Genomic DNA, 17,006 nt, shown 5'->3' on the forward strand with positions numbered 1-17,006 from the left:
GGAGAGCTAAATGTTTTTTACTTCTAAGCCAGCTAGCTGATGCCAATAGCCATTGCATTGGCGGCTTTCGAGTTTTTCAGGGTTGTCGCCGTGCTCGTTTGAGCGAAAATGCTCTAACTCAGAAAGTGTACTCACACCGAGAGGGCTTAAGCGGACCACATCAACCAGCCCTTGCATGCTTGGTAAGTCATTGATCAGGTTATAACAATACCCTGATTGCGTTTGAATACCGTTAAGGTTAAAGACTTCTTGCCCTTCTTGGCTACTGACCTGGATTCCTGTTGGGTATTTGATACAGCAGGTTTCGCAATCGTCTTTCGCTCGGTTTTCAGCTCGGGCTGTGAAACAGCGAGCGGAATACGCTAAAGGTAAATAACCGTGGCTAAATACCTCAACTTCAAACTTGTTACGAATACCAAGCTCGTCACACTGAACTAAAGTATCGTTTAACCATTCGCGAGAGAGCTCGACAGGCATGCACCAACGCATCATACCTTGCTTCAAAAATAAGTTGAGCGTGTGTGCGTTATAAGTATTGATTGCAGGACCAACGACGAAAGGCACTTTATGCTCTGATGCTAATTGAACCGCCGATACGTCATTAGCCTCAATGGCGAAGTCACCGTTATTGATGTACTTCTTCATGATGTTTACTTCACTAGGTGCTTCCAGTAGCGCCATCGTAGAGATAACGACTTGCTTGCCAGAGGCAGATAAGTCTTTGGCGATTTCCAACCAGTGGGCTGGTTTCATTTCTCTGCGTTTAGAGCAAACCGATTCACCCAAGTAAATAATGTCTGCAGAGCTTTGTTTTGCTTGTTGGTAGAAGGCTTCTACATCTTGTTTTGGCCAAAAATAGAGTAGTGGGCCAAGTGCGTATTTCATTGAGTTATCCATCTTAACCTCTACTGCCATTTACGGTGGTAAGCACCTAGGGTGGTTTGCGTTCCTTCCGACACATTTGCGAGCGTCGCATCCCATGCGGCTTCAACTTGGTAAGCTTCTGGGTTGGCTTGGTAGCGATCGATCGCGGCTCGCCATGTTCGAGTGACTTGCTCTACGTAAGCTGGGCTGCGTTGGCGCCCTTCAATTTTTACAGATGCGACATTAGCGGCAAACAGTTCTGGCAGCATCGAAAGGGTGTTCAAACTGGTTGGCTCTTCCAGAGCATGATAGCGTTTTTTCTCACCATCAATTTCTGTTTCAAAACGACCTTTACAGAGCGTGGGGTAGCCTGCGTTTTCTCCTGCGCAGTAGCGGTCAATTAGGATATTGTTTAGACGAGACTCAAGACCTTGATCAGTTTCTTGCCAACGAACGTATTTGGCAGGAGAACAGGCACCCACAGTGTTTGGGGACTCACCCGTCATGTATGATGACAAATAACAACGGCCTTCGGACATAATACAAAGGCTACCAAAAGCAAAGACTTCTAGCTCGACATCGCTAGTGATGTTGCGCGAAAGCTGCTTCACCTGATGAATCGATAAGACGCGAGGCAGCACCACACGTTTTACGTTGAAGTTCTGTTTATAAAAATCAATGGCTGCGATGTTGGTCGCTGATGCTTGCACTGAAAGATGTAGTTCCAGATCGGGATATTTGCGAGCTGCATACTCCAGAACTGCAATGTCTGCAACAATCAGCGCGTCCACACCCAATGCCGCTGCATTGTCTACCGCGTTCGTCCAGCGCTCAAAGCCATTGGGATGAGCGAAGGTATTCAACGCGACATGAATTTTTTTGTTGCGGTCGTGAACGTATTGCACCGCTTTTTCTAACTTTTTGCCGTTAAAGTTGAGGCCAGCAAAGTGACGGGCGTTGGTATCATCTTTGAAGCCAATGTAGACGGCATCGGCACCGCAATCAATCGCAGTTTTTAACGCAGGCAGGTTACCCGCGGGACACAAGAGTTCCATATGCTCACAATCATTGAGAATAAAAAGGTGTCCGCATTTTATGAAGAATTATGAATAGCGAAATTGACCTAAGTTAGGTTTAGCTCAATAAAGTCGATATTTACCCCTTGAGAGTAAGGGTATCGAGTCGGGGTTAGTTCTTGTGACGACGATTCTGTACAAACAGCTCTTCAATTTCATGTTTTGGCTGTGGGCGATAAAAATGGAATCCTTGAATCGCATTACATTGAAGGTTAGAGAGCAAAGTAGCTTGCTGGTGGGTTTCCACCCCCTCGGCAACGACCGTCAAGTCGAGTGACTTACCCAGATTAATGATGTTTTCAATCACAGTGACCTGTTTGGGTAGCGTGTCGATATCGTTAATAAACGCGCGGTCGATTTTCAGCTCGTCGATAGGGAAGCGCGCTAAGTAGGAAAGGGAAGAGTAACCAGTACCAAAGTCATCGATAGAGAGGGCGAAGCCCAGTTTCTTAATCGCATTCAGCATTTGCAGTGTATGTTCGCTATCACTCATCACGGCACTTTCGGTTAGCTCGAAGGTAATGCAGCTTGGGTCAAGCTCGGTAGTGCGAAGTAACTTTTCCATAAAGTCGATCAGCTGTGGATTACCAAATTGCTCGGGAGAGAGGTTGATAGCGACACGACCTGGCAGTATGCCTTGTTGTTTCCAACGTTTTACCGTATTGAAAACATCACGCATCACGACGCGTCCAAGGTGTTCGATTAACCCTGCACGCTCGGCGACAGGAATGAATGAACCTGGGCTAATGTAACCTTCGACAGGGTGTTTCCAACGAACGAGCGCTTCGGCACCGTTAATGCTGAAGTCACGCGCGTTAACCTTTGGTTGATACCACACCTCCAAACCGTTCTGCTGCAATGCTTTTTGCAGTTCGATTTCAAGCCACAAACGCATGCGCGCTTCTTTGTTCATCTGGTCGTTAAATTTGATCAGGCGATTTCGGCCACGATCTTTGGCTTCATACATCGCAGTATCGGCATTTTGTAGCAGGATTCGCGCATCTTGCCCGTCTTCAGGGTAACGAACGCTACCAATTGAGCACGCAAGGCGTTTGCTGAAGTGGTGTAAATCGAAAGGCTGGTTGATCAACGAGATAATGCGATCTGACAAAATTTCAGCCATGCGGGTATTTTCTGGTTCTGGCAGAATGACGCCAAACTCATCGCCACCCAAATGACCAATAATCGCTTGATTTGGCAGTAATCGTTTAAGACGGGCCGATACCTCTTGAATCACTTTATCGCCAATGTGGTGACCAAGTGAGTCATTAATATTTTTGAAGTTATCGATATCCAAATAGAACACCAGAAGCGGTGTTTGCTTTTTGATCAGCTGTTCCAAACGTTTGGTGAAGCCAAAGCGGTTGTAGAGTTTGGTGAGCGAATCAATGTGTATGTCTTCATTCGATGCAGAAGACAAATTCTTGGGTGTATCGTCAGCGTCTTGGATCAAGATGATTTGAGACTCGCTGCCTAATATCGCCGTAGAATCTGCGTGCAACTGAACTTTTCGTTCAAAGCCACATCTCGCGCTGGTTAAGCAAACAAACGGCTTGTCAGAAATTAATGCACTCAAACGATGACTAAACACTTTCTTGCTGTTTTCATCGATGAATAAACGGCTGAGCTCTTCGCCTAACAACTCATGGGGAGAGTTCAGTCCCAGAAGGCGTGCTGATGCAGGGTTGGCAGAGATGATAATGTCATCTTCGATAAGCAGCAGGCCGTCAGGCAGTAGTTGTGTTAATTTCGCAAACTTACTTTCAGACTCCTCTAAGGAGCGTACGAGGATCTGCTTTTCTGAAGTATCCACGGCGTGAAAAACGACAAAGCGAATTTCGTTACCTTCAAAAACCGGTGACAGACTAAAGTGCAGGCTGGTTTCAAGGTCGGTTTCATCGAGGGTGATTTCGGCTTCGACATGCGTTCCTTTGAATGCACGCTGATAGTAAGGGGCCAGCTTTTTATAAAACTGCTCACCCAGTACCTGGCAATCGTTTAAGCCGATGATTTCCTCATGACTTAAACCTGCGATATCGCAGTAACGGTCACTTACCATTCGATAATTGTGTTTTTTATCAAGAATGGCAAAGAAGAAAGGGCTATTTGAGGTTAGCGTGGCAAACCAATGTTTTAATTGCTGGGAAGGCATTAGGGTATTACCGATCTCCAATGAGCCAGATTATTCGTCCGTGTATAAAAAGCGACACCCTGATAAGCCTGCGGCGGTCTACTATCAAGTCCAGTATCGCTTGCCATTAAAGGGCTCGCGGTTTTAACTTTACAGTCGACAATCACATGGATACGCTCAGATAACTATAACTTTGAAAATACGGTTGTAAAAGTGTTTATCCACCTGTTCGCATCAATAATACACGTAACTTCAAAAAAAGAAGCGTTAGTGAACAATAATCCACCAATCTAAAATAAGCACTTTATTGATACATAACAGTAATCTCATTGCCACGATTGCTTAATATAGGCAACCTAATGACAAAGTAACGGATAATGAACGTGTTAAACAAGATTCGCAGTCAACTAGTAAAGAACGCAGCTAACATTTTGCGTTCTCCAGTCCAGTTATTACCACAGCCAATTCAGCAAAAAGCATTGCTGGAGGGGCTAAAAATGGTGTTTAAAGAAGCCTTGGAAGATGGTGACTTTGAGTTCCTTGAAGACAAGTGGTTAAAAGTTGCGATTAAAGACTTGAACTTAGCATGGTACATCAGCTATCAAGACGAAAAATTAGTGGTAGCTGAAAAACCAGTTCAGGAAGATGTGAGTTTTAGTGGTAATCTAAACGACCTAGTACTGATTGCTGGTCGTAAAGAAGACCCTGACACACTGTTCTTCCAACGTCGCCTTTCAATTGAAGGTGATACTGAGCTTGGCTTAGAAGTGAAAAACTTAATGGACAGTGTCGACTTAGAGCAGTTACCGAAAGCAATGCAAGTCGCTTTGAATCAATTGGCTGATTTTGTTCAGAAAGGAGTTCAAGCGCCTGCACAACCAACCGGAGTAGCGAATGCTTATTCGAACTGAAGCCCCTGCGGACATTCTTACCATTGACCGCTTATTGAAACACGCCTTCCCGACGGAAGCTGAAGCTAAGCTTGTGATGCGTTTGCGCGAAAACAGCAAATTCACACTTTCCTTAGTCGCGTGTACAGATGAGGGAGAGGTAATAGGCCATGCTTTATTTAGCCCAGTGACCTTAAATGGTGAAGATTTGTCGTGGCAAGGGCTGGCGCCATTGGCTGTTCATGAAGATTACCGTCGCCAAGGCATCGCTGCAGAGTTGATCAAAGAAGGTTTTGATTCACTTCGTGATTTTGGCTATCCAGTGTGTGTGGTGTTGGGCGATCCTGATTATTACGCGCGCCAGGGCTTTCAATCATGCGACGAGATGGGATTCGAATGCGCTTGGGATGTTCCTAAAGGTGCATTTCGTATCGCAGAGTTGGTCGAAGGTCAATGTGCCGGACGCTCCGGACGCATAGATTACGCGCCAGAGTTCTCTGAACTGTAAATGAAAGAAGCCCACTAACTCAGTGGGCTTCTTTCTTAGTTCATTGAAAACTGAGATAGGGAGATTAAGACGACTGGTCACTTTTCTTCTTACCCCAAACCTCTATTTTTGCTTTCTTACTTAGCCCTAAAACATTGAGTTTTCTGCTGCCCCAACTGCTGTAAGTCATTTCAATCTGTTTTAGCTTCGCTTCTTTTGAGCCAGGAAGGCTCCATGCACGAGTCGATAATCCACTTGTTAGCACACCCATAGAGGTTAGCTTTTTCTCACTACCGTCCGTCATCACGACTTTTAAGTCGTTAATGTCTACCGTGCCCTGCACACATTTCAGTTTAATTTTACTGAAGCTGCGATTTCGGAATAGGCTATTTGGTGTCACGGTATCCGTTTCTGTTTGGAATTTGACGGTTTTCGTTGCAATCAGCTCCCACTCATCGCTGCTATTAGCAAAAACACTCATGCTTGTGGTGGCTACCAGTGCGCAAAGCAGCAGTGTAGGTAAGAATTTCATAATGTACCTCATATGTTATACCTACGGTGTGGCCATTGTCATAGGCAGAACAGTTCAATCATTCCAATGTATTGAGGTGTTCCTTGAAGTCCTTTAGGTATAATCACGATTATTTGTTAGGATTGCCCTCGTTCAAATAGGTGACGGAAAATGTCAATTAACGAGAAACAGTATTTACACGAAATGGGCATCAGCACATGGGAGCTGGTACACCCAGATAGATTGGCAGGTTACCAATCGCCAAAAATCGATTTGCAAAGTTCTTGCAAACTCCTGTTGATCTCTCCGGTATGTCCAGAGAATGAGACGGCGGTTTTGTTTGAAAACATCCTAAAGAGTATGAAGTTAACGCTTGACCAAGCGTTACATATTGAGCCAGAGCGATTTCCATTACTTGGCCAGCACGAGCTTGAGTGGGTTTGGTTTGCAGGGTGTGAAGCCGAAGTATTGCCTGACACTAAACCGCTGACATCGCCATTGTTGCAAGATGTGGATGGGAATACCCAACAAAAACGTGCACTTTGGCAACAGATTTGTTCTTACAACAATTCGAGCAAATAAGCATTAATTCCCGTTTTACTGCAATTGGTATTGCACATGAACCCCTAGGTAAATAATGACAACTAAAATCTTACCAATGTGCGCTGAGCACTTAGATCAAGTTTGGCAAATTGAGCAGCAAGCACACTCGCATCCGTGGGCAGAGTCTTTGGTACGTGATTTATCCAGCCGTGGAGCATGTCATCATGTGATGCTCGATGGCGAGATGGTGATTGGCTACTTCTATGCGCAGAATATTGTCGGTGAAGTTACGTTGCTGAATATTGCTATCGCGCCGCATCTTCAGGGTAAAGGCTATGGTCAAAAACTGTTGGATGCGTTCTTAGAGCATTGTGAGCAATCAAAAGCGGAGAGTGCTTGGCTTGAGGTGCGAGAGAGTAATAAGCCTGCTATTTATATTTATGAACAAGCTGGATTCAATGAAGTTGATCGACGTCATAACTATTACCCTGCGAAAACTGGCACGGGAAAAGAAGATGCGATCATCATGAGTTATCTCTTCTTTCACTAACGTTAACGCATCCCATAAGGGAAGTCGCCCCTAAAGCGATCAGTTGCCCCTGAGGCAATAATAAGCGAGAATACCGCGCAATATTGAATCTAAAAAGCGTGTTTGCTTTTCGAGCAAGCATTCAGACATCAAAGAAGACCAGTTTCATGTCAAATACACCTTTTCTAAGCGAAGTGTCTAAACGTAGAACGTTCGCTATTATTTCTCACCCGGATGCGGGTAAAACCACCATTACTGAAAAAGTCCTTTTATTCGGAAACGCGATTCAAAAAGCAGGTACGGTTAAAGGTCGTGGTAATGCACAGCACGCAAAATCAGACTGGATGGAAATGGAAAAGGAACGTGGTATCTCGGTAACCACGTCTGTGATGCAGTTCCCTTACAATGATTGCCTGGTAAACCTACTTGATACTCCTGGACACGAAGACTTCTCGGAAGATACATATCGTACTCTAACGGCAGTCGACTCGTGTTTGATGGTTATCGATGCAGCGAAAGGTGTCGAGGATCGTACTCGTAAGCTGATGGAAGTAACCCGTCTACGCGATACGCCAATCGTGACCTTCATGAACAAACTTGACCGTGACGTTCGTGATCCAATGGAAGTATTGGACGAAGTAGAAAACGAATTGGGCATGATGTGTGCGCCTATCACGTGGCCAATCGGCTGTGGTAAAGAGTTTAAAGGTGTGTACCACATTCACCGTGATGAAACGATTTTATACGAATCTGGTCACGGTCATGAGATTCAAGAAGTTCGAATCATCAAAGGTCTAGATAACCCAGAGCTTGATGAAAAAGTCGGTGCAGGCCTTGCGGAAAGTGTTCGAGAAGAGCTTGAGCTTGTTATGGGTGCTTGCCCTGAGTTTGATTTGGAAATGTTCTTAACAGGTGACCTGACGCCAGTTTACTTCGGTACCGCATTAGGTAACTTCGGTGTAGACCACATGCTAGACGGTCTAACAGAGTGGGCACCAGCACCGAAAACGCGTCAAGCGGTTGAGCGTGAAGTTGAAGCGACAGAAGAGAAGTTCTCTGGTTTCGTATTCAAGATCCAAGCAAACATGGACCCGAAACACCGTGACCGTATCGCATTCATGCGTATTGTATCGGGTACTTACACGCAGGGTATGAAGATGAACCACGTTCGTCTTGGCAAGCAGGTGAGTATCTCTGATGCAGTAACCTTTATGGCTGGTGACCGTTCACGTGCAGAACACGCTTACGCGGGTGACATCATTGGTCTGCATAACCACGGCACTATTCAAATTGGTGATACCTTTACTCAAGGTGAGTCATTGAAGTTCTCTGGTATTCCGAACTTTGCCCCGGAACTATTCCGTCGTATTCGCCTGAAAGATCCACTAAAGCAGAAACAGCTACTAAAAGGCTTGGTGCAACTATCAGAAGAAGGTGCGGTACAGGTATTCCGTCCTCTACAAAACAACGATCTGATCGTTGGTGCCGTTGGTGTACTTCAGTTCGATGTTGTTGTGGCTCGTTTGAAGTCTGAATATAACGTTGAAGCGATTTATGAAGGCATCAACGTTGCAACTGCGCGTTGGGTTGAGTGTGATGATGCGAAGAAACTGGATGAGTTCCAACGTAAGAACCAAGCAAACTTAGCATTGGATGGTGGTGATAACCTAACGTATATTGCACCAACAATGGTTAACTTAAACTTGGCGAAAGAGCGTTTCCCTGATATTGATTTCCGTGCGACGCGTGAGCACTAATCAAAAAGCGGTTTGGGTAAGCTTTAACGCAAACTAGATTTTAAAACGCCCTTGGCTATAAACTTAGCCAAGGGCGTTTTTTATAAGGATGAGATATGAACTGGTTTAAACGAGGATTGAAGCGTTACGACGACTGGTGCAAGGAGATGGGACTAACGCCCGATCAAAAACGCAGCTGCGTTCCGTATCGAAAAGATCCTGCCCATCAAAATGAAGAGAACAGTGAATCTCTGCTATTTTCTGATTCTCAGTTTGTCGGTACAGATAAAAAGTCTCAAGATGAAGCTCTTTGATACCCATTGTCACTTTGACTTTGATGTATTCCAAGGTGACTTTGCACATCAACTTCAGCTAGCTCAAACGCAAGGCGTGACAAGAATTCTGATTCCTTCAGTGGGACCTCAAAACTGGGCTCGTATTCAAACCTTGGCAGATCAACATGCCAATTTGTATTATGCCCTTGGGTTTCATCCGTATTTTCTTGAAGATAACGTCGAGCAGCACTTTGCTGAATTGGAACATTATCTAAAACAAAATGCTCCCCAGTGCGTGGCCATAGGAGAGTGTGGGCTAGATTTTGCCATTGATGTTGACCCACAGTTGCAAGAAAAGACACTTGAAGTTCAATTTGAACTGGCTAGACGCTTCGAACTCCCAGTTATTTTACATAGCCGAAAAGCGCACAATCGCCTTATTCAAATGGTTAAAGCGGCGAAGCTCCCTCGGGGCGGTGTGCTACATGCTTTCTCTGGGAGTTATCAGCAAGCAATGGAGTGGGTCAAATTAGGTTTTTTTATCGGTGTAGGAGGAACCATCACCTACCCAAGAGCGAAGAAAACGCGCGACGCAATTCAAAAATTACCACTCAAACATCTCGTGATCGAAACAGATGCACCGGATATGCCTATACTTGGATATCAAGGGGAGTCGAATCACCCAGCCAAACTCATTCACGTCTTTAATGAGCTCGTAGAGTTGCATAACGGCTCAAAGCAATCGATTGCCTCTCAGTTATGGAAAAATAGCAATTTTGCTTTCTCGATATGTGAATAAAATCTAAAGATGTGGTTTGAAATAGAAAACGTTTTCCTGCTTATTGTGAATTAACTCACAAAGCTGGCTGAATCAATCATGAATCTTATAGGAAAGTGTGAGGCTGGCATTACTTTAATTGATTCTGCATGAGTATAATTGCTCCCGCTTTATAGCTCCATTTTGTAACACGCCAATAAATAACTTATAAGGAAGTCATAAACTATGAGCCTGTTTATGAGCCTAATCGGTATGGTAGTGCTTCTTGCGATTGCAGTGGCATTTTCTAATAACCGAAAAGCTATCAATCTAAGAACTGTGGGTGGCGCATTCGCTATCCAATTCGCATTAGGTGCATTTGTTCTGTATGTACCTTGGGGCCGTGATCTACTAAACGGTTTCTCTTCAGGTGTTTCTAACGTTATCAACTACGGTAACGATGGTTCATCATTCCTGTTCGGTGGTCTTGTTTCTGACAAGATGTTCGAAGTATTCGGCGGCGGCGGTTTCATCTTCGCATTCCGTGTTCTTCCTACACTGATCTTCTTCTCTGCACTGATTTCAGTTCTTTACTACATTGGCGTTATGCAATGGGTTATCAAGATTCTTGGTGGCGCACTACAAAAAGCGCTGGGCACTTCACGTGCGGAATCAATGTCAGCAGCAGCAAACATTTTCGTAGGTCAAACAGAAGCACCTCTAGTTGTTCGTCCATTCGTTCCAAAAATGACTCAATCAGAGCTATTCGCGGTAATGTGTGGTGGTCTAGCTTCTGTTGCTGGTGGTGTACTAGCGGGCTACGCTTCAATGGGTGTTCCACTAGAGTACCTAGTAGCAGCATCATTTATGGCGGCACCAGGTGGTCTACTATTCGCTAAAATCCTTCACCCAGAGACTGACCAGCCTCACGAAAGTATCGAAGAAGCGATGGACGGCGGCGACGACAAACCAGTAAACGTAATCGACGCAGCAGCGGGCGGTGCGGCTTCTGGTCTACAACTTGCGCTTAACGTAGGTGCAATGCTAATCGCATTCGTTGGTCTAATCGCGCTGATCAACGGTATGCTAGGTGGCATCGGTGGTTGGTTCGGCATGCCAGAACTAACGCTAGAGCTAATCCTAGGTTACGCATTCTCTCCACTAGCATTCCTAATCGGTGTTCCATGGGCAGAAGCTGTAACAGCTGGTTCATTCATCGGTCAGAAAATCGTAGTGAACGAATTCGTTGCTTACTTGAACTTCACACCATACCTAGGTGAAAACGCTCAAGTAATCGCGGCAACTGGTGAAGTAATGTCTGAGAAGACAACAGCTATCATCTCATTCGCACTATGTGGTTTCGCGAACCTTTCTTCTATCGCGATTCTACTTGGTGGTCTAGGTAGCCTTGCACCAAACCGTCGTAGTGACATCGCTCGCATGGGTGTTAAAGCAGTTCTTGCAGGTACGTTGTCTAACCTTATGGCAGCGACAATTGCAGGCTTCTGCTTAAGCCTTGCAGCACTATAATTAGAATCGGTTCTTAATATATAGACGCCGTTTTACATCATGCCCTGTAGCAAGAGATTGCTGCGGGGCATTTTTCGTTTTTCGGGCTCCAAAATTTCATCGGGTGTTTGCCTTAGTCGAGGTATTACGCAGTCAATGGAATAGGGGCTAGGAAATTTTGAGATACAAACCGTTTGCGCTCTATTTGGTGCTACAGTTTTGCGGTGAAACTCTATAATGTATTAATCACAGGATAGTGGTTAAGCTTGATTCTTAATCACGTAATGAATATTACATAATCGATGGGCAAATGAATTGCCCTGCAATATCAGATCTAATAGGCGTTTTGCTTTGTGATGTGATATTAAAGACACCGCAATCATAGATTGTTGTGCCATAGGCCAAACTGGTACTGTGCGGTGACAAGGATAGCAATTGGCATATGATAAATTTTCGCTGTATATGCCGAGTCTTCAGGGAACCAAGTCCGTTCATTAATAGACTGTTTAGCCATTTACTCACATTGTCTCGACTTGTTGATTATAGTTAAAGACGTGATGTAAGGCTGAGTAGTGAATTTTTTGAATATTGATCGGAGATAGAAATGAGCGATTTAAAAGCAGCAGCGCTACGTGCACTTAAACTTATGGACCTAACTACGTTGAATGACGATGACACTGATGCAAAAGTGATCTCACTATGTCATGACGCGAAAACAGCAGTAGGCAACACAGCTGCAATTTGTATTTACCCTCGCTTTATTCCTATTGCTAAGAAGACACTTCGTGAGCAAGGTACGCCAGAGGTTCGTATTGCAACAGTAACGAACTTCCCACATGGTAACGACGACATTGAAATCGCAGTTGCTGAAACAAAAGCGGCGGTTGCTTATGGTGCAGACGAAGTTGACGTAGTTTTTCCTTACCGCGCGCTAATGGCGGGTGATGAGAAAGTAGGCTTCGAACTAGTTAAGCAATGTAAAGAAGCTTGTGGTGACATTCTTCTTAAAGTGATCATCGAAACAGGTGAGCTAAAAGAAGAAGCACTAATCAAGAAAGCATCTCAAATCTGTATTGAAGCAGGTGCTGACTTCATTAAAACTTCAACTGGTAAAGTGCCAGTAAACGCAACACCAGAATACGCTCGCATGATGCTTGAAGTTATTCGCGACATGGGTGTTGCAGAAACTGTTGGTTTCAAACCAGCAGGTGGTGTGCGCACTGCTGAAGACGCAGCAGCATACCTAGCAATGGCTGACGAAATCCTAGGTGACAACTGGGTTGATGCTCGTCACTACCGTTTTGGTGCGTCTAGCCTGCTAACCAACCTACTAAATACATTAGAAGTATCGGACGACGTCGCTGATCCAACAGCGTACTAATTCCAATAATACGTCTGAACGGTAGCACCTAAACGGGTGCTACCAAACCTCTTCTATCCTACTACAACCATGGCTCAAAAGAGCTTGGGAGGCACTAATGTATTTACCACAAGAAATCATTCGTAAAAAACGTGACGGTGAAGTACTTACCGCAGACGAAATCAACTTCTTTATTCAAGGCGTAGCGAACAACACGGTATCTGAAGGTCAGATTGCGGCGTTTGCTATGACGATTTTCTTTAATGAAATGACCATGGATGAGCGCATCGCCTTAACGTGTGCAATGCGTGATTCGGGCATGGTTATCGACTGGAGCCACATGAACTTCGGTGGTCCAATTGTCGACAAACACTCAACCGGTGGTGTGGGTGACGTAACTTCTTTAATGCTTGGCCCAATGGTGGCAGCGTGTGGCGGTTTCGTACCTATGATCTCTGGCCGCGGTCTTGGTCATACAGGCGGTACGCTGGATAAACTTGAATCTATCCCTGGTTACAACATTACGCCGAGCAACGATGTTTTTGGTCAAGTAACCAAAGACGCTGGTGTGGCGATCATCGGTCAAACTGGTGACCTTGCTCCTGCGGATAAGCGTGTTTACGCGACTCGTGATATTACCGCAACGGTAGACAATATCTCCCTGATTACGGCGTCGATCCTTTCTAAGAAACTGGCGGCGGGTCTGGAATCGCTAGTGATGGACGTAAAAGTGGGTTCAGGTGCATTTATGCCAACTTACGAAGCGTCTGAAGAGCTAGCAAAATCAATCGTTGCGGTAGCAAACGGTGCTGGCACTAAAACTACGGCAATTCTTACGGACATGAACCAAGTATTGGCGTCTTCAGCGGGTAACGCAGTAGAAGTTCGTGAAGCGGTTCGTTTCTTAACAGGTGAATACCGTAACCCTCGTCTACTTGAAGTGACCATGGCTTCATGTGCTGAAATGTTAGTACTTGGCAAGCTTGCTGAGAACACAGAAGACGCACGCGCAAAACTGATGGAAGTGCTGGATAACGGCAAAGCGGCTGAGTGCTTCGGCAAGATGGTTGCTGGCTTAGGTGGCCCTGCGGACTTCGTAGAAAACTACGACAACTACTTAGAAAAAGCAGAAATCATCAAGCCAGTTTACGCAACAGAAACGGGCATTGTCTCTGCAATGGATACACGTGCTATCGGCATGGCTGTGGTTGCTATGGGTGGTGGTCGTCGTGTTGCTACTGATGAAATCGACTACGCAGTTGGTTTCGACGAGTTCATCCGCCTAGGTGAGGTCGCAGACAGTGATAAACCTCTTGCGGTCATCCACGCTCGCACTGAAGAGCAATGGGAAGAAGCGGCAAAAGCACTGCGCAGTGCAATCAAAGTAGGTGGTGAATACACACCAACTCCAGAGGTTTACCGCCAAATTCGTGCAGAAGATATCTAATAGAACAAGCAATTACACAAGGCCTACTCAACCATAATAAAAAGCCGAGTGGGCCTAAGGAACGAGCAATGAAAAGAGCATTTATTTTAGTACTAGACTCATTCGGTATCGGTGCAACTGCCGACGCTAAAGAATTTGGTGATGTAGGTTCAGACACACTAGGTCACATCGCTGACCAATGTGAAAAAGGCTTAGCAGATAACGACAATCGCCAAGGTGCACTTCGCCTTCCAAATCTATCGAAACTTGGTTTGGCAATGGCGCATAAAGAATCGACAGGTCGCTTCGCACCTGGACTAGACGCAGACGCTGAAATTATTGGTGCATACGGTCATGCAGCAGAGCTTTCTTCAGGTAAAGACACGCCGTCTGGTCACTGGGAAATCGCAGGTGTTCCTGTTCTGTTTGACTGGGGTTACTTCACTGACAAAGCAAACAGCTTCCCGAAAGAATTGACTGACCGCATTCTTGAGCGTGCAGGTCTTGACGGTTTCCTGGGTAACTGCCACGCATCTGGTACTCAAGTTCTTGACGATCTTGGTGAAGAGCACATGAAGACTGGCAAACCAATCTTCTACACTTCTGCTGACTCTGTATTCCAAATCGCATGTCACGAAGAGACTTTCGGTCTAGACCGTCTACTAGAGCTTTGCCAAATCGCACGTGAAGAGCTAGAAGATTACAACATTGGTCGTGTTATCGCGCGTCCATTTGTTGGTGCTGGTAAAGGTCAATTTGAGCGTACCGGTAACCGTCGTGACCTTTCTGTTGAGCCACCATCAGCAACGGTTCTACAGAAACTTGTTGAAGAGAAGCAAGGCAACGTGGTTTCTATTGGTAAGATTGCTGATATCTACGCAAACTGCGGTATCACTAAGAAAGTGAAAGCGACAGGTATCCCTGCATTGTTCGAAGCAACGCTAGAGCAAATCAAAGAAGCGGGCGACAACACGATCGTATTCACTAACTTTGTAGACTTCGACTCAGCTTACGGTCACCGTCGTGACGTAGCGGGTTACGCAGCGGCACTTGAGTACTTCGATGGTCGTATCAACGAAGTGCTAGAGATTATGGAAGAAGACGATGTGCTTATCCTAACGGCAGACCACGGCTGTGACCCAACATGGCCAGGCACTGACCATACTCGTGAGCACATCCCAGTATTGGTTTATGGTCAAAAAGTACCAGCTGGTTCTCTTGGCCGCCGCGAAACATTCGCAGATATCGGTCAAACATTGGCAAGTTACTTCGGTACTTCTCCAATGGATTACGGTAAGAACTTCCTATAATTAGTTAGGTTTTTGAAAACTAGGAGCTTGATTGCTCCTAGTTTTATGTTTGCAGTATGTAAATGCTGCTTGTCGGAAATGATAATACTCTGGCTTATATCGCCTTAAGCGCGGAGCGCTAGAGAAAGGTTAAGGAAAAGAAAATGGCAACTCCACATATCAATGCTGAAATGGGTGCATTTGCAGACGTCGTACTGATGCCTGGCGATCCACTACGTGCCAAATACATCGCAGAGACTTTCCTTGAAGATGTCGTTCAAGTGTGTGACGTTCGTAATATGTTTGGTTACACAGGTACATACAAAGGCCGTAAGATCTCGGTAATGGGCCACGGTATGGGTATCCCATCATGCTCGATTTACGCGACTGAACTAATCAAAGACTTCGGCGTGAAGAAAATCATCCGTGTTGGCAGCTGTGGCGCAGTGAATGAAGACATCAAAGTGCGTGATGTTGTGATCGGCATGGGTGCATGTACTGACTCTAAAGTGAACCGTATCCGCTTTAAAGGTCATGACTTCGCGGCAATCGCAGACTACAACATGGTTCGTGCGGCAGAAGACGCTGCAAAAGCTCGCGGTATTGACGTTAAAGTTGGTAACCTATTCTCAGCAGAGCTTTTCTACACGCCAGATCCAGAAATGTTCGATGTAATGGACAAGTACGGCATTGTTGGTGTTGAAATGGAAGCGGCTGGTATTTACGGTGTTGCGGCAGAATACGGTGCAAAAGCTCTGACAATCTGTACGGTTTCTGATCATATCAAGACTGGCGAACAGACTACATCTGACGAGCGTCAAACGACATTCAACGACATGATGCTAATCGCACTAGATTCAGTATTGCTTGGTGACGAAGAGTAAGCGACGAAGAGTCATTCTATTTTTCGCTCTCAAGAGCTAAAAAAACAGCCCGCACATTGCGGGCTGTTTTTATATGAGTTGTTAGCGCTACCTAGTTACTTGGTTAGCAGCAGGTTTGGCGCTTTTTTACGACGTATCGGTTGTCGACGTAAAATCAAGATGAACAACATACCACAGACAAAGCTCATTAAGACCATCATGTACATATAACGATCGCTCTTGCGATAGTGGTGGTCAGAAATAGCCGTCACCCGGCCCGTCTCAAAGGTCACGCGAACAAAACCGATAAGCGCACCATCTGCAAAAACTGGTTCAACCAACTGCTGGCGACCAATGGAAGCTGTTGCCAAAGGCGTATCCAGGCCAAGAACTTCGCGTACCGATAATGCCTCTTCACTAGACGCTAAACGTACACCCTGTGCATCGTAGATTGTTGCATCAAACACTAAACGGTCTTGTGCTAGCTGGTTTGTTAGCTGAAGTAATCGTTCTTGATCTTTAGTTAAAATCATCTCACTGGCAGAAAGAGACGCCTGTGAAATCAAAACTTTGGTGAGTGTTTCAAGCTGTTGTGCTTGAATTTTCTCATTACCCTTACTGATCACAACACTGTTTTTTATTGTGATAAACAACATCACACACAGTAGGATTAGTGCCAGAATTCTTAGGGCATTCCTTACTGAGAACAAAGATTCACTCATGCTCTTTACTCATCCATTTAAAATAAAACAAAGACTTG

The 17,006-nt window shown here is 45.2% G+C and carries 17 protein-coding genes; 12 read left to right on the forward strand and 5 right to left on the reverse strand.

What is annotated here, in order from left to right:
• Positions 1 to 6: 6 nt before the first annotated feature.
• From NL644_RS09265 to NL644_RS09275, 3 genes are all read right to left on the reverse strand, one after another.
• Complete coding sequence (locus NL644_RS09265) at positions 7 to 885, reverse strand: U32 family peptidase (RefSeq protein WP_085342718.1); 879 nt, start codon at positions 883 to 885, stop codon at positions 7 to 9.
• Between the two features lie 20 nt (positions 886 to 905).
• Entirely contained in the window at positions 906 to 1,919 is a 1,014-nt protein-coding gene (locus NL644_RS09270; RefSeq protein WP_253658334.1) for a peptidase U32 family protein, read from the reverse strand.
• Positions 1,920 to 2,052: 133 nt separating this feature from the next.
• Complete coding sequence (locus NL644_RS09275) at positions 2,053 to 4,092, reverse strand: bifunctional diguanylate cyclase/phosphodiesterase (RefSeq protein ID WP_005394646.1); 2,040 nt, start codon at positions 4,090 to 4,092, stop codon at positions 2,053 to 2,055.
• Between the two features lie 362 nt (positions 4,093 to 4,454).
• On the opposite strand from NL644_RS09275, the gene NL644_RS09280 reads away from it, so the two are divergent.
• Both NL644_RS09280 and NL644_RS09285 read left to right on the forward strand, forming a co-directional pair.
• A complete protein-coding gene (locus NL644_RS09280) occupies positions 4,455 to 4,982 on the forward strand; it encodes an SCP2 domain-containing protein (RefSeq protein ID WP_005394645.1) in 528 nt (175 codons plus the stop codon).
• On the forward strand, positions 4,966 to 5,469 hold the full coding sequence (locus NL644_RS09285) for a GNAT family N-acetyltransferase (protein WP_012841450.1): 504 nt from the start codon (positions 4,966 to 4,968) through the stop codon (positions 5,467 to 5,469). Before NL644_RS09280 ends, NL644_RS09285 begins: the two co-directional genes overlap by 17 nt.
• Positions 5,470 to 5,533: 64 nt before the next feature.
• Here the strand turns inward: NL644_RS09285 and NL644_RS09290 are convergent, their stop codons facing one another.
• Positions 5,534 to 5,980 carry a hypothetical protein gene (locus NL644_RS09290; protein WP_012841451.1) on the reverse strand — a complete coding sequence of 149 codons (447 nt, stop codon included), beginning with the start codon at positions 5,978 to 5,980 and terminating at the stop codon, positions 5,534 to 5,536.
• 150 nt (positions 5,981 to 6,130) lie between these two features.
• Here NL644_RS09290 and NL644_RS09295 point away from each other — a divergent pair, with 150 nt between their 5' ends.
• The 10 genes from NL644_RS09295 to deoD all read left to right on the forward strand — a co-directional run bounded on the left by NL644_RS09295 (position 6,131) and on the right by deoD (position 16,267).
• Positions 6,131 to 6,541 (forward strand): DNA polymerase III subunit psi, encoded by a 411-nt coding sequence (locus tag NL644_RS09295; RefSeq protein ID WP_005394642.1) that lies wholly within the window; start codon positions 6,131 to 6,133, stop codon positions 6,539 to 6,541.
• Positions 6,542 to 6,596: 55 nt separating this feature from the next.
• Positions 6,597 to 7,052, forward strand: a complete 456-nt coding sequence (gene rimI / locus NL644_RS09300) for a ribosomal protein S18-alanine N-acetyltransferase (RefSeq protein ID WP_005394641.1) — start codon at positions 6,597 to 6,599, stop codon at positions 7,050 to 7,052.
• A gap of 146 nt (positions 7,053 to 7,198) precedes the next feature.
• Positions 7,199 to 8,788: a peptide chain release factor 3 gene (prfC, locus tag NL644_RS09305; protein ID WP_012841453.1), complete on the forward strand. Its 1,590-nt coding sequence runs from the start codon at positions 7,199 to 7,201 to the stop codon at positions 8,786 to 8,788.
• Positions 8,789 to 8,883: 95 nt separating this feature from the next.
• On the forward strand, positions 8,884 to 9,081 hold the full coding sequence (locus tag NL644_RS09310) for a DUF5363 family protein (RefSeq protein WP_104974844.1): 198 nt from the start codon (positions 8,884 to 8,886) through the stop codon (positions 9,079 to 9,081).
• Complete coding sequence (locus NL644_RS09315; protein ID WP_145532595.1) at positions 9,068 to 9,841, forward strand: TatD family hydrolase; 774 nt, start codon at positions 9,068 to 9,070, stop codon at positions 9,839 to 9,841. The genes NL644_RS09310 and NL644_RS09315 overlap by 14 nt, the downstream gene beginning before the upstream one ends.
• Positions 9,842 to 10,045: 204 nt before the next feature.
• Positions 10,046 to 11,329, forward strand: coding sequence for a NupC/NupG family nucleoside CNT transporter (locus tag NL644_RS09320; RefSeq protein WP_006742377.1), 1,284 nt, complete (start codon positions 10,046 to 10,048; stop codon positions 11,327 to 11,329).
• A gap of 583 nt (positions 11,330 to 11,912) precedes the next feature.
• Positions 11,913 to 12,689, forward strand: a complete 777-nt coding sequence (deoC, locus tag NL644_RS09325; protein ID WP_005380133.1) for a deoxyribose-phosphate aldolase — start codon at positions 11,913 to 11,915, stop codon at positions 12,687 to 12,689.
• 97 nt (positions 12,690 to 12,786) lie between these two features.
• Complete coding sequence (gene deoA / locus NL644_RS09330) at positions 12,787 to 14,115, forward strand: thymidine phosphorylase (RefSeq protein ID WP_005380134.1); 1,329 nt, start codon at positions 12,787 to 12,789, stop codon at positions 14,113 to 14,115.
• A 68-nt stretch (positions 14,116 to 14,183) separates the two neighbouring features.
• Complete coding sequence (locus NL644_RS09335) at positions 14,184 to 15,404, forward strand: phosphopentomutase (protein WP_005386434.1); 1,221 nt, start codon at positions 14,184 to 14,186, stop codon at positions 15,402 to 15,404.
• A 143-nt stretch (positions 15,405 to 15,547) separates the two neighbouring features.
• A complete protein-coding gene (gene deoD, locus NL644_RS09340; RefSeq protein WP_005380140.1) occupies positions 15,548 to 16,267 on the forward strand; it encodes a purine-nucleoside phosphorylase in 720 nt (239 codons plus the stop codon).
• Between the two features lie 95 nt (positions 16,268 to 16,362).
• Here the strand turns inward: deoD and NL644_RS09345 are convergent, their stop codons facing one another.
• Complete coding sequence (locus tag NL644_RS09345; RefSeq protein ID WP_005391677.1) at positions 16,363 to 16,968, reverse strand: YtjB family periplasmic protein; 606 nt, start codon at positions 16,966 to 16,968, stop codon at positions 16,363 to 16,365.
• Positions 16,969 to 17,006 lie beyond the last annotated feature (38 nt).

The organism is Vibrio sp. Y10_XG_PY6 (assembly GCF_024181795.1).
In the GTDB taxonomy this organism is placed as follows: Bacteria; Pseudomonadota; Gammaproteobacteria; order Enterobacterales; family Vibrionaceae; genus Vibrio; species Vibrio diabolicus.